The following is a 12,720-nucleotide window of genomic DNA, read 5'->3' as shown; positions in this document are numbered from 1 at the left end:
CCCGTTCGAGGACGGGAGCTGCCTTTTTTCTATCCGGAAACCGGAGCCATGTCCGCGGTATGCCCCCGGTTTGTCCCCGTAATGCCGCTCCGGTATCCCCGTTCTGGCTATAGCCCGGATACTCCGCCCGGTATATCTTTTATAGTGTAAAGGATTTACCGAGGTTTCCGATTCAAGCGGAGGTGAACGTACAGAACAAACAAAACGCACAAAACCGGAAGCGCTTTATTTTTCTGACGGAACATGCCGCCATTAAATCCACTAATTTAGGAGGGAATTTATTTATGAAGCTTAAAAAAATGGTCACTTCTCTGCTGTTGATTTCCGCTTTTACGACGACTTCGGCATTTGCCCAGACGTCCCCCGGAGGCGTCAAAGACGACCTTTATCAGAAGGCCGTTCAAAAGGAAGTCGAAAATTTTGTCAAGAAAGCTTATACGCCCTACTACACAATTAACTCCATTCAATTATCCACTTCGGATTACTCGGTTAAAGACAACCGGTTGACGGCCCGCGTGAACATTTCCTTGAATAAAACGCTCAAAGCGAAATCGGTCGATGAGCTGCCCTACGTGAAAGGATTGAAAAGCAAGCTTAACGTCTTGAAGCTGCGCAAAGACGCAAGCTCCACGGATGCGGAGCAGGTCGTCAACGACCGGATGAAAGATCTGCAGGAATATATCGGGACTTCCACGGACCAGAACGATTCGTTCCGGATTACGGCTCCTATCGTGAACGGCAGCCCTGACCTCAAGAACGCCAATCTGGAATTTCTTAACGGACTGGTCGACTGGATTCCCGCGGATTACTTTATTCCTTCCAATGAGTCCAGCATGATCGAAAACGGAGAAGAGTTTGTTACGGAAGCCGTAACGACCAACAAAAGCTTCCTCCTCAAGAGCCCGGCAGAAGCTTCGCTGGTCCAGCCGCTTGCCGCCGTCACCTACGACAGGATTGCCGCCAGGGATTATGCCAACAAATGGACCTCGAACACAACGAACGCGTCCGGCTACGACACGAGCAAATGGAACCCGAACTATGCCAAACATACCGAAAACGGCGGTGTCGACTGCGCCAACTACGTTTCTCAATCGATCTATGCCGGCGGCATCCCGACGGACAGCACATGGAAACCGGAGAGCCTCGCCTGGGTGAACACGGGCCGTAACATCTCCAACGGTTTGAAGCAGTATATGGTGGACACGAAAGGCTATTTCTACAAGACCACCAAAGCGACGACTCCCGCAGGCGGCTTCATCAGCGCCTTAAACTACTCGCACGTTATGTTCGTGGTAGCCAACGATACGGTCACGATGCAGTTCAGCGCTCACACCAATGACAGACTTAAAGCATCCTTTGCCAACTTCTCCGCTTCGGAATATGAGTTCTACTATATTAAATCCGCGTATTTAAAATAATAGCCGCACCCGAGGCAAACAGCCGGCGGCGGCCGACACCACCCCCTATCCCGTACACAAGCGGGACAGGGGGTTTATTTTAGGAGCCGGGTAACGGCGTACTCCGCTGTCTCCCGCTCTTTGACATACATAAATCCGCCCAGTTGCCGGGAAGAAATCAATTCACGGGCGGGCCCCAGTTTGTTCTTCATTCTGGCGATCACCTTGGAGATTCCATCCGGCTGAATGTACCCGCCCCAGAGCTTTTCCGCAATGGTGTGCTTGGTCACGACAATCCCTTCGTTCTCCACAAAGAACGAAAGCAGCGCCGCTTCTTTCTCCGAAAGCTCGGTCCTTGTACTGCCGTATTTGATACAGAACTGTTTCGGATGAAAGTAGGTCCCTTCCCCGATGTAGACCAGCTCGGAACCGGCCGCCGCTTCGTACAGTCCCGGGCAGACCAGGACAGAGATCAGCTTATCCGGCGTTTCGGCGGCCTTGCTTTTAAGACGGGCAACGGGGTCCATCAATATTTCTCTCACACCGATTTCTTTGGCATAGACCGTTTCCAGCGGGGTCATAGGTTCACGGATCATCAAGTAGGTCGTTGTTCCCTGTTTGACGGAACGTTTAAGCCGGAACCAGTCATTCTCATCCGGGCTGCCCACAGCCAATATCGCCTGCCCGCTGCCCGGTCCCGGGAGGCCGCCGAGTTCAGATCTCGCGTGAACGGAACAAACCGTTTCGTTAAAAAAATAAGAAAGCACGTGGGCCATATCCGGGTCATCTGTATAGATCGCGATTGTCATCAGCGGAGCCTCCCCCTTGCGTAGTTTATGAAACAAGCTAAGTTTTCAACGGCGTTAGCGGTTAACCCAGTAAACTTGGAAGGATAGTCTTATCCTATAGATACCAGAATCAGTAAATATTTTCAATTATATTTAAAAAATAATTCCTTTTCATAAATAATAAAAGAAATATTATACCTAAATATAAAAAAGGCAGCCCCCGTTTTGGAACGGGAACTGCCTTTCTTACTGCCGATGCAGGGCCGGCCGTTTCAACGGCCTTTGCGCAGCCGGAGTCCGCCTAACTTCTCTTACTCCGCTTGGGCTGCAGCCGCTTCCGGCTCGACGTCTACGACGATCTTCACCGCTCCGCCGATAGGAGGCTGGCTTTTCGTCATGACGCCGTTGTAGAAGCCGATGACTTTCGCGCCTTTAACGAGCGCTTTTTTGTCTGCTTTGGCGCCTTCTTTATTGATGACTTCCGTCGCATCGGAAAGACGCAGCACAATTTCGCTCTGGGACTGCTCGGTGAGCCCTTGACCTTTGATGGTCAAGCTTTGGCTGCCGTCATCACCCGTGCGCACTTCTTCCACGGTGCCGGAGGTTCCGAGCAGCTTCTCGGCATCCGCCGAGTAACCGGACACGCTAATCTTGTATGTAGGCGTTTGAGGCGGCAGACTCATTGTCATGGCCATGGAGTGCTCCGCTTCGACGATTTGACCGAGCGCAAGCTGATCGAACGTAAGCTTGTCTCCCTTGTCAGTGGCAAATATAGTGTCGTCGCCCACGTTGAGAACGAGTCCGGCCGTACCGAAGCCCTGAATTTGAACGGCTTTATGGCCGTCCGCATTGCGGATGGACGTTACAACGCCTTTTGTCATCACGTTCTCCTTCTTCTCGTCAAAAGAAATGGAAACGGACTTGCCCTGCGCCGTTACCGTTCCATGAAGAATTTCGCTGGCAAACGAAGCCGGCACGTACAGCTTGCTGTCTACCAGTTCTGGAGCGGTGCCGAGCGGCTTGTACATTTTGTTCAGCACATAACGGTCTTCACCGGTTTTTACGAGCGTCCAGATGCGGTCTTTGGACAGTTCGACGGAGTAATCCTCCTGGTTCCATTTCAGTTCCATGCCGATCGCTTCGGCCACGGCGCGAAGAGGAATCATCGCTTCCTTGGCTCCCGCTTTCACATATCCTTCGGCATCCAGAGCCTGATTGTTAACGGTCACTTGTACGGACTGCGACACTTCCGCGCTGATCGGGACGATGTTGTCCGCTTTCGTTACGGCAGCCGGCGAAGCGTATGCTGCCCCCGTGGTCATAGCCATGGATACGGCCAGAACGGCCAGTCCTTTTTTCATTCCATTGTTCATGCTGTTCTTTCCCTTCTGTATGTGATGAAAGTGACTTACTTCTTTTCAGACGTAAATCATGCATAATTGTTGCATAAACACACAAATTTATAAGGAATGTACTGGATATTTAAGGCGAAAAAAATAAAAAAAGTGTATATACCTTGTCGGCATACACACTTTATAGGGCTTAATTTCCATGCGCCATAACGGTCGGATCGTCCAGCTCTATCTTGCGGATCTGGTTGCTGATAAACTCCTTCATGGGGTCGAGCACCTGCATCGGGTTCGGCACGTCCCTCATGTCCTCCCACTCGCATTCCACGCCTTTGCCTCCCGCAAAGCCCGCAAACATCTGGCAGCCGCTGCAGAAAGCGCTCTTCTGCCGGTCATCCAGCTCCACGACTTTATTTCTCAGGCAGCAGTACACCTCATTATGTTCGTTCCGGTAGTTTATATGATGAATCGGTGTCATCGTCAACACTCCTTTTGTTCGTATATGAAAACAGCGGAGCCGAAGCCACCGGAAAAAGCGGAATCAGAAAAGACCCGCGCCGCAGCGGGGCCTCCTGACCCTATCTATGAGAGCTACTGAATGGGATCGGGAATCAGTCCGGTTTGCTTCAACTCGCTGTTGGTTTTCATTTTTTTCATTTCGTTGCCCAGCCTGCGGATATCGTAAGAATCCGTCGCCATATACCCGTTGCTTGCCGTCTCGACGGTATGAGGGCGTTTGTTCGGCTGGTTCAAATAATCGGCAAGCTCTTTCATCCGGCAAATGGCCGCTTCGACGACACGGGAAGGCGGCAGCTCCTCCGTTTCGAAACGGGTGTGGCCGAGATACACTTCCGTATGCCCGTTCTCCAGAAGCCGGGTGGGTATGGCCAGCATATAGACACGCTGCGTAATGGAATCCGCAAAGGTGGTAACATATAGTTGGTTCTCATGGGTCTGGGGACACACGAAACCAAATTCGCTTAACGTCTTGTGAACAAATGAAAAGGGCCTCGTCATCGTTGCCAGCGTCTTACTGAACTCCTTCATTGGAAATTCCTCCTTTGAATTCGTTACAGTGCGCATCTCCCGCCGTACTCCGAAATATCCGATTGGAACCATCGGTGTTCTTTGTTTAGATTCAAGGGGCCGTCGTGTCATTTGTCTGTCCGCGAAACTGCGTCCGGTACAGACGTGCGTAGAGACCGTCAATTTCCATCATTTCCTTGTGGATGCCGGACTCCACGATCCTTCCTTTCTGCAGAACCAGGATGCGGTCCGCATGAAGAATCGTCGAGAGGCGGTGCGCAATGACCAGCGTCGTCCGGTCTTTCATCAGCTGCTCCAAGGCAGCCTGAACGAACGCTTCGGATTCCGAATCCAGGTGGGAAGTCGCTTCGTCCAGAATCAGGATGCGCGGATTTTTGAGCAGGGCTCTGGCGATTGCCAGACGCTGCCTTTCACCGCCCGAAAGCCGGTGTCCGCGTTCTCCGACCATGGTGTCGAATCCCTGCGGCAGAGACTGCACAAAGTCGTAAATATACGCTTGGCGGCAAGCATGGACAAGTTCTTCTTCCGTAGCGTCTTCTTTGGCGAAGAGCAGGTTTTCCCGCACGGTGGCATGAAAGAGGAACGATTCCTGCGTAACGTAAGCAATCTGACGGCGGAGCGACGACAGACTAACCTTTTTCACATCGAATCCGTCTATCTCTACGGTGCCCTCCGTCGGATCATGGAGTCTTGCCATCAGACTGATAAGGGTCGATTTGCCCGCTCCGCTGGGACCGACCAGTGCGACAACTTCACCCGCTTCCGCTTGGAAGGAAATATCGGATAGAACCGTATTACCCGGTGAGTAGGCAAATGAAACATCGCGCACCGCTATGCTTCCGCGCACCGGAGGGAGCTTGGCTGCCCCTTCCGCCTCCTCCACTTCGGCCTTCATATCCTGATAATCGAAAATACGCTGGAAGACGCCTAGCGCGGTCGCCACCTCCACATGCAGGTTAAGCAGGGTCCCGACAGGACTGTACAGCCGTCCGAGATAGGCCGCGAAGGCTACGATCCCGCCTATGCTCATACTTCCCTGAATGACGGAGTATCCTCCGTACATATAAATGACCGCGGTGCCGAGCGGGCCCAGCACCCCGAGAAACATCATATACCAGCGGCCGATCAGATTGAGACGGAGCTCCAGATCCATAACCTGCTGGTTCATTCCGCCGAACCGTTCTTCCTGCTCTTTCTCGCGCGTGAAAATCCGGGTGAGCATAGCGCCGGAGACGCCGAAAATCTCACCGAGCTGCGCCGACATATCGGCGCGGACTTTTTGCGTTTCTCCGCGCAGGCGCTTGCGGATGCCGGAAACTTTACGTACCGGCAGAATGAAGGCGGGCAGGATGATGAGCGCCACGATGGCCAGGCGCCAGTCGAGGGCGAAGAGGATGCCGACGGTCGTGATGACGATGACGATCTGGGTAATCGACGACACGACGAGGCTGGTGACGACAGTCTGGACCGCCTGGATGTCTTCCGTCAGCCTCTGGACCACTTCGCCGGCCCGGGCTGCGGTAAAGAAGGACATGGACTGCCGCTGGAGATTGCGGAAAAGGGTCATCCGCAGGTCCCGCATGACGCCCTGGGCGACTTTGGTGTTCAAGTGATTCTGCGCCACTCCGAGCATGCCGCTGAGCAGCGGCAGAGCGACAAGCAGAACGGCGAAGACGGCAAGGAGCCGGAAGCTCTGCTGCGGGATGGCGGTGTCAATGATCTCTTTCATAACGAGCGGAGGAACGAGGCCGAGTACGGCTCCTCCGAGAGCCAGCAGGACGATTACGGTCAATTGACCCCGGTAAGGCCGGAACAGTCCCAAAATGCGGCGCAGGGATACTTCTTTGAGGGTCGCTTTGGGCATTCTTCCCCCGTTTCGTTCGCCCAGTCCTCCGCCAAATCCGTTTCTCATGTGTATGGTTCATCTCCCTGTTTTATTCGTGTGTGCGGGTTAAAAAGTTTACAAAAGCATACAAGCCTGCGGCTGGTTGTCCGCGTGTTTCATCGGGCGGACTCAGGGACGCAGGCTTCGCAACATAGCGGAAGCAACTGTATAATAAAAGCATACTTAAGCGGTCTCCCGCCGGAGACTATACACTGCGGGCTCCTGGGAAGCGGCTGTCGTTCCGCCGGGCACACCGGGCGGACGAGGGCGCGCAAAGCGCCGCACAGCCGCCACTTAGGCAGGGCCCCGGTGTACGGCGTCTCACGGGTGCGGGAGTTCGCGCAACGATCCGCCGCCGAACAGACGGCCTAAGCGCGGACGGGCGGGAACGCCGCTTGAACGGCAGCGGCGATTTCCCTCGCCATGCCGATCACCCGGTTCAGCGAGGTCGTCTGCAAGACCGCGTACTGCCGGGGGCCGTCGGCGTTCACGATCGCGGCGACGGTGTAATCGCCGACGAGCGGAAGGTTCTTGCCGAGCGACTTGCCCGGGAAGATCGGCCGGTTCGACACCTGGTACAGCCCGACGGAAGATGGCTGTCCCAGACACGCGTCGATGCCGACGACCGAGGCTCCCGCCGGGATTTCCGCCAGGCGCTGCACAAGATTGCTCGCATCGCAGGGATGCTCCAGGGTGCCGATGACGCTGTAGCCGGCTTCGGCCAGCATGGAGCCGACAAGCGGGCCGAGCGCGTCTCCGGTCGAGCGGTCGGTGCCGATGCACACGAACACACACGGAAGCGCGGCGCCCGCTTCTTCCCGGATTTCCGAAAAGAAGGCGGGAAGCTGTCTTCCGGATACTTTTTTCCAGTAGCCGTCTTTGGAGGCTTTGGAAGCCGATGGTTTGGCAAGGCTTGCGGCTTCCGCGTCGTTCCGGGAATGGTCCATGCGAAGGCCTCCTTTCTTTGATACGCTGTTCTGACAAATCGTTAAGACTAGCTGCTATGTCCCGGTTCCAAGACGTACTGATCTGATGGACCTGCAAATACACGGTGCTGTGCTCACGCGGACAAAAACGGCCAGACAACCGGCAAGAAAAAGCCGGTTTTCCTGTCGTGCTTTCCGCGTACAACCGGTTATTTTCCACGTTTCAAGGAAGAGGCCTGTTTATAAAATCACGGACAGCTCTCTTCCCCCCTAGTTCCCTATTATTGTTCCACAAGGAGGCCGCTCATGTCCATAGCCGGAATATTGGCTCTGCTTATCCTGCTCTACTGGCTGGCCATGCTGGCAGATCATCTGCGGGGCGCAAAGCTGTTTCGCGAACTGCCCCCTTCAGGTCCGCTGCCCGATCCCCCGCCTCTCGTCTCGGTTATTATCGCCGCCAAAGAGGAAGAAACGACAATTCGAGATACGGTGGGGCATCTGCTCGCGCAAACCTATCCCCGGCTGGAGCTGATTGTCGTAAACGACCGCTCGCAGGACGGCACCGGACGCACGCTGGACGAGCTCAAACGGTGGTCCGAGGAGCGCGGGGATATCCATATCCCCATGCGGGTGATCCACGTGACGCGCCTGCCGGGCGGATGGCTGGGCAAAAACCACGCCCTCTACCAGGGCTACCGGCAGGCCCGCGGTCAGTGGCTGCTCTTTACCGACGCCGATATCCGCTTTCACCCGGACACGGTCCGGGAAGCGGTCGGCTTTGCGCTAAGCGAGCATGCGGACCATCTGACACTCACGCCCCACATGACGGCGCCCACGTTCTGGCTGCGCAGCTTCATCCGCCACTTCCTCTTCTCGCTAAGCCTGTTCACGCGCCCTTGGCGCGCGAATCTGGACGGGGAGCGGAAAGGCGGCATGGGCATCGGCGCGTTCAATCACATTCACCGGCGGGCCTATGAAGCGATCGGGACGCACGAAGCGATCGCCCTTCGGCCGGACGACGACCTCCAGCTCGGCGCGCGGGTGAAGCTGGCCGGTCTCCGCCAGCGCCTTGCATCGGGGCGGAGCAGGCTGCAGGTCGAGTGGTATCCGAGCATGAGAGCGGCCGTCCGGGGACTGGAGAAAAATCTGTTCTCCGGCTTCGGCTACAAAGTTTCTTTGGCGGCGGCGGCCGGAGCGGGTCAGCTCCTCCTGTTTACGTTTCCCTGGCTCGGCATGCTGCTCTACGGCGATTGGCGCAGTCTCATCCATCTGGCCAGCGTGCTTATCATGACGGCCCTTTACCGGAAGCAGATCCGGATGATGGCAGGTTCACCGGGCCTCGATACCCTCGCCATTCCGGCGAGCGCAACCGTGCTTGTCTACGTGCTTGTCCGGTCCGTGGGACTGGCGCTCAAACAAGGCGGCGTCTACTGGCGCGGGACGTTTTATTCCTTGACCGACCTTAAAAAAATGAAATAATGATCAATTGTGAAAGAAACCATTACAGAATGTTTACAACTGAAGCATCTTGTTTATTGTATAATGAAGAGGAATAAAAAAGAGGAGGAGAGTCTTCCATGTCCACTGTGCCGACAAGAATATACAAGTACGCCTTTGGCGCGCTGCTCCTTACGGTCAGTCTGCTTACGGCTTACACAAACATCCAGCCGTAAATAGGAAAGCAGGATAAAGACGACGATTCGGTCTTCCTGCAACAGCTGCCCGGCTTACCCCAGTTCGTACCCCCATGATCGAATATGCAAAAAAGGCTGCCTCACTCTCAGTGGGACAGCCTTTTTTGCCTACCCGTATTACGGGTGGCGGAAGAAAGTTCGGCCAACTGGCGTGCAAATCCCAAGCCCGCTTGGCGGCGCCCCATGACGGAAAGCCAAACCCATGTCCCCGGCGTTTGACACTCAAGGGCAGTCCGGCGGCCGCGCCCGGCAAACAGGCCGGTTTCTCCCGCGAAGGAAAAACCGGCCTGTTTGTATGGGCCGCTTCAAGAGCCGCGGAATAATGCGCAGCAGCTCCTGCTGTCAGGCCGTCCAGGTCGTCGTTCGGTGTCATCTCCGGGAAGCCGCCCCGTCAGCCTGGCGCCCTATCCGAGTATCGGAGGGCCTGTCCGCTAACAACGCGCCAGTATGTCGCGGATCTCCCGGATTTTCTCGGCGGCAATATCGTCTTCCACGCCTTTAGGACCGCGGACGGCGCCGCCGAAGTGGACTTCCGTCACGCCGGTGTCTTTTACGAAAGATTCAAGCGATTCCGCATTCAGTCCGCTGCCGGCCAATATCGTGATATGAGAATCGCGGCTGAGCTCCACCAGTTCCTTCATCCGGTCTACGGCATCCAGCGCGCTCGGCTTGCCGCCCGATGTCAGAATGCGAGTGATCTGCTTGTAGCCGGAGAGCTGCCGGAAAGCCGCAATCTGATCCGGCACGGCGTCGAACGCCCGGTGAAACACCACTTCCAGCCCGCCGGCTTCCTCCAGCAGCGCTTCCAGCACCGGAACGTCGATCTCGTTCTGCGGGGTAAGCGTACCGATCACGATACCGGCGGCGCCGGTTTCGCGGATAAGCCGGATATCTCTCCGCATAGCGCGCACATCGTCCGCGTCGTAAACAAACGATTTGCTGTGAGGCCGCACCATGACGGCGGAAGGAATTTTCACGCTCCGCACCGTGCCCTCGATAAGGCCCGCGCTCGGAGTCAATCCGCCCTCTTTCATGCCGGTCACCAGTTCCAGCCTGTCCGCCCCGGCCTGTTCGGCCGCGATTGCGTCGCCGACTGTTGTTGCGATCACTTCCAATAACATAAAAATCTCCTCCTGATCCGTTCTAGTCATCGGGCACAAAAGCGCCGGTCGTCTCTTATTTTATCACGGGAACGGCCCGGATTCTTCTTTTTATCCAAAAAATTCAATTTTCCGTCCATTCTCTGCGAAGGATGGAATAGAGAGCCATGTCGCGCTTGCCGCTCTCCTTAACCTCCCATTCTCTCATCACGCCTTCGAGCGTAAAACCGAGCCGCTGCGGAACAGCCCGGCTTGCCGCGTTCTCGATATCCGCCATAATGACTATGCGGTTGAGGTTCTTTTCGGACCACCCGTATCCGATGAACGCCCGGCACGCGCGGGTCATAATTCCCCGGCCCTGATGAGCCTTACCGAGCCAGTACCCGATTTCGGCCCTTCCGTGAGCGGGAACCAGCGCGTGATAATCAATGACCCCGGCCAGTTCTCCCCGGACCATGATGGCGGCGGCCAGCGATTTGCCTTCCGCGAACGCGTGCAATGTAGACTGGATAAAAGCGGCGGAATCGCCGACTTCTTTCGTGTCGTTTGCCCAGAACAGCCACTGTCCCAGCTGCTCCCGGTTGTCGTCCGTCAGGCGGAACAAGGCTTCCGCATGCTTAAGCTCCAATAATTCCAGACTGATTTCTTCGTCGACCTGACATATTCTCATCTCGGCGTCCCTCCTGTAAATTTCCATCTACTTTAGGGGCTGTGCCTCTTCTTGTCAAGAAAAAAGACCGGAGTCCCCCGAGGGCGATTCCTGCCTTTTATAAAAGCCGGGCAAGCAGCCCTGGTCTGTTCGGAATTGGTTTTGATCACGGCCATAACCGCTCTTCGCCTCCTCTCTTTGGCTTCCTGCTCCATAGTATAGAGCTTTCGCCTTCCGGATGTCTCACCCACCGCGAGCGGAGCGCCCAAAACAGCCGGATGCCCACGCCCGGCAGGGCGTCCGCACATAAGCTGGAGGGAAGAGAACGGAAAACGGAGGGATGCCAGCCATGTACAAAGAGGATTTTTATTGTTTGTGCAAATCGTATATGAACCGTCACGTCCGGATACAGACCAAATCAGGCCGCACTTATGACGGGATGATTATCGGAGTGGACCCGAATTATGTCCGGCTGAAAGTATCCGGCGGGCAGGGCCAGGGGCATGGTTACAGCCCTGACATGGGATACGGGCAGGGGTATATTTCCGGCCATGTTAACGGATATGAAAGAACAGGTCCATACGGGCAGCCGCCTGATGAATTCGAGGAAAGGGGATTCTTCCCCCCCGCTCCCGGCTTTCCGGGCTTTCCGGGATATCCCGGTCCGAGCAACGAGACGATCCTCACGCTGGCCCTGTTCGATCTGCTGACTCTTGTTCTATTGATGTAGAACAAGAGTCAGCGGCGGACGCGGGTGCTCCTCCCCGCGTCCTTACAGCGCGAAGAAGCCGCCCGCTGCGCAAAAAGCACCGCCTCCGGAAACGGCCCGCTTGACGCGTCCCCCCTTGGCGGTGCTTTCCGGCTCTGGCGGCTTCCCCCCGCGGATTTAAGGCCGTAAGGGCGAACTTCCCTTTCGGCCTCAGGTGCTTCACGCGGCTTTCGAGCGGCCGCTCCGTGCGCCGCTTCACAGGGCCGCTTCTCTCAGCTTTCCGCGCGGCTCGCGCCGAAAGCGGTCTCAAACCAGGCCCAGTTCGCTCCCACGTGCTCCGGTTTATGCGTATCGGAGCCGTAAATCAGCGGAATGCCCCGGTTCGCGCAGGCGGCAAGAAACCACCGCGGCACATAGGTCTGCCCGCAGGTCGGCACCCGCAGACCGGCGACGTTCACGTCGATGCCGACGCCCGCCTCCTGGAGCTTGGGCAGCAGCCCGGTCAGCCTGCGCTCGATCAGTTCCGGGCTGATCGGCGGAAGCGCTTCGCGGAACTTCTCGATCAGTTGCACGTGACCGAGGCGCTTGCGCATAGGCAGACCGGCCGCCCACTCGATCGCTTTCTCGACGTGGTTGTAGTACTCTTCGGCTACCGCGTCCATACTCCCGTAATGGGCAAGCAACCCCTCCCGGAAGTCGTCCGCGGAGAAGTCGATGCAGCGCATGCCGCCCGCTCCGGGAAGATAATGGACGGATACGACGACGTCCTCGAGCCGGCTTCCGTACTGATCCAGCAGCGCGTCGGAGAAGTCTTCCCTGCCGTACAGGTAATCCATCTCGAGGCCCACGGTCACTTCGATCCTGCCGGCATATCTCGCTTTCATCTCTTCGGCATAGGCCAAATAGTCCGGCAGCTCCTCCATCGGCATGGCCAATTCCGCCATGAGCCGGGGATTGTCGATCCACTTATCCGGCAGCGGCGGGTGCTCGCTGATGGTGTAGCGTTCGAAGCCGAGCTCTATCGCCCGGTCCAAGTATGCCGGTTCCTCGGCGGGGTTTCCGTGATAGCAAAACTTCGTGTGCGTATGACCGTCCCATTTGAATGTCATGGCGTACTTATCCTCCTCAGTCTCTGCGGCTTGTCTGACTTGAGTATAGCGCGGCCCGGTTAGCACG

Annotated in this window: 12 protein-coding genes; 3 read left to right on the top strand and 9 right to left on the bottom strand. The window is 56.3% G+C overall.

The features are described 5' to 3' along the window. Positions 1–284 precede the first annotated feature (284 nt). Positions 285–1,418 (top strand): amidase domain-containing protein, encoded by a 1,134-nt coding sequence (locus AC2TF6_RS05500; protein ID WP_491310255.1) that lies wholly within the window; start codon positions 285–287, stop codon positions 1,416–1,418. Between the two features lie 74 nt (positions 1,419–1,492). Here AC2TF6_RS05500 and AC2TF6_RS05495 read toward each other — a convergent pair whose 3' ends face one another. The 6 genes from AC2TF6_RS05495 to yyaC form a co-directional block, all read right to left on the bottom strand. Then, a complete protein-coding gene (locus tag AC2TF6_RS05495; protein ID WP_491310254.1) occupies positions 1,493–2,206 on the bottom strand; it encodes a winged helix-turn-helix domain-containing protein in 714 nt (237 codons plus the stop codon). Positions 2,207–2,496: 290 nt separating this feature from the next. Beyond that, positions 2,497–3,558 (bottom strand): copper amine oxidase N-terminal domain-containing protein, encoded by a 1,062-nt coding sequence (locus AC2TF6_RS05490; RefSeq protein WP_491310253.1) that lies wholly within the window; start codon positions 3,556–3,558, stop codon positions 2,497–2,499. Positions 3,559–3,727: 169 nt separating this feature from the next. Further along, positions 3,728–4,012 (bottom strand): hypothetical protein, encoded by a 285-nt coding sequence (locus AC2TF6_RS05485; RefSeq protein ID WP_491310252.1) that lies wholly within the window; start codon positions 4,010–4,012, stop codon positions 3,728–3,730. A 113-nt stretch (positions 4,013–4,125) separates the two neighbouring features. Continuing rightward, entirely contained in the window at positions 4,126–4,581 is a 456-nt protein-coding gene (locus tag AC2TF6_RS05480) for a hypothetical protein (RefSeq protein WP_491310251.1), read from the bottom strand. A 91-nt stretch (positions 4,582–4,672) separates the two neighbouring features. Further along, on the bottom strand, positions 4,673–6,493 hold the full coding sequence (locus AC2TF6_RS05475) for an ABC transporter ATP-binding protein (protein ID WP_491310250.1): 1,821 nt from the start codon (positions 6,491–6,493) through the stop codon (positions 4,673–4,675). Between the two features lie 341 nt (positions 6,494–6,834). Next, entirely contained in the window at positions 6,835–7,413 is a 579-nt protein-coding gene (gene yyaC / locus AC2TF6_RS05470) for a spore protease YyaC (protein ID WP_491310249.1), read from the bottom strand. Between the two features lie 285 nt (positions 7,414–7,698). On the opposite strand from yyaC, the gene AC2TF6_RS05465 reads away from it, so the two are divergent. Next, on the top strand, positions 7,699–8,871 hold the full coding sequence (locus tag AC2TF6_RS05465; RefSeq protein WP_491310248.1) for a glycosyltransferase family 2 protein: 1,173 nt from the start codon (positions 7,699–7,701) through the stop codon (positions 8,869–8,871). Positions 8,872–9,517: 646 nt separating this feature from the next. On the opposite strand, the gene AC2TF6_RS05460 is transcribed toward AC2TF6_RS05465, so the two are convergent. After that, positions 9,518–10,207 carry a copper homeostasis protein CutC gene (locus AC2TF6_RS05460; RefSeq protein ID WP_009673288.1) on the bottom strand — a complete coding sequence of 230 codons (690 nt, stop codon included), beginning with the start codon at positions 10,205–10,207 and terminating at the stop codon, positions 9,518–9,520. 103 nt (positions 10,208–10,310) lie between these two features. Next, the gene (locus AC2TF6_RS05455) at positions 10,311–10,856 is read right to left on the bottom strand and encodes a GNAT family N-acetyltransferase (protein ID WP_491310247.1); all 546 of its coding nucleotides are present in this window, start codon (positions 10,854–10,856) and stop codon (positions 10,311–10,313) included. Positions 10,857–11,184: 328 nt separating this feature from the next. Here AC2TF6_RS05455 and AC2TF6_RS05450 point away from each other — a divergent pair, with 328 nt between their 5' ends. Then, positions 11,185–11,565: an LSm family protein gene (locus tag AC2TF6_RS05450; RefSeq protein ID WP_491310246.1), complete on the top strand. Its 381-nt coding sequence runs from the start codon at positions 11,185–11,187 to the stop codon at positions 11,563–11,565. Between the two features lie 251 nt (positions 11,566–11,816). Here the strand turns inward: AC2TF6_RS05450 and hisJ are convergent, their stop codons facing one another. Continuing rightward, positions 11,817–12,653 (bottom strand): histidinol-phosphatase HisJ, encoded by an 837-nt coding sequence (hisJ, locus tag AC2TF6_RS05445; protein WP_491310245.1) that lies wholly within the window; start codon positions 12,651–12,653, stop codon positions 11,817–11,819. Positions 12,654–12,720 lie beyond the last annotated feature (67 nt).

This window comes from Paenibacillus sp. JNUCC 35, from assembly GCF_058269095.1.
Note: the sequence above shows the minus strand (reverse complement) of the source record. Positions and strands in the feature narration are given on the sequence as shown.

Bases quoted from the DNA above. Each gene is read 5' to 3' on its own strand.
- yyaC (WP_491310249.1), bottom strand. From the start codon at position 7,413: ATGGACCATTCCCGGAACGACGCGGAAGCCGCAAGCCTTGCCAAACCA.
- AC2TF6_RS05490 (WP_491310253.1), bottom strand. From the start codon at position 3,558: ATGAACAATGGAATGAAAAAAGGACTGGCCGTTCTGGCCGTATCCATG.
- AC2TF6_RS05495 (WP_491310254.1), bottom strand. From the start codon at position 2,206: ATGACAATCGCGATCTATACAGATGACCCGGATATGGCCCACGTGCTT.
- AC2TF6_RS05460 (WP_009673288.1), bottom strand. From the start codon at position 10,207: ATGTTATTGGAAGTGATCGCAACAACAGTCGGCGACGCAATCGCGGCC.
- AC2TF6_RS05500 (WP_491310255.1), top strand. From the start codon at position 285: ATGAAGCTTAAAAAAATGGTCACTTCTCTGCTGTTGATTTCCGCTTTT.
- hisJ (WP_491310245.1), bottom strand. From the start codon at position 12,653: ATGACATTCAAATGGGACGGTCATACGCACACGAAGTTTTGCTATCAC.
- AC2TF6_RS05450 (WP_491310246.1), top strand. From the start codon at position 11,185: ATGTACAAAGAGGATTTTTATTGTTTGTGCAAATCGTATATGAACCGT.
- AC2TF6_RS05480 (WP_491310251.1), bottom strand. From the start codon at position 4,581: ATGAAGGAGTTCAGTAAGACGCTGGCAACGATGACGAGGCCCTTTTCA.
- AC2TF6_RS05455 (WP_491310247.1), bottom strand. From the start codon at position 10,856: ATGAGAATATGTCAGGTCGACGAAGAAATCAGTCTGGAATTATTGGAG.
- AC2TF6_RS05485 (WP_491310252.1), bottom strand. From the start codon at position 4,012: ATGACACCGATTCATCATATAAACTACCGGAACGAACATAATGAGGTG.
- AC2TF6_RS05475 (WP_491310250.1), bottom strand. From the start codon at position 6,493: ATGAGAAACGGATTTGGCGGAGGACTGGGCGAACGAAACGGGGGAAGA.
- AC2TF6_RS05465 (WP_491310248.1), top strand. From the start codon at position 7,699: ATGTCCATAGCCGGAATATTGGCTCTGCTTATCCTGCTCTACTGGCTG.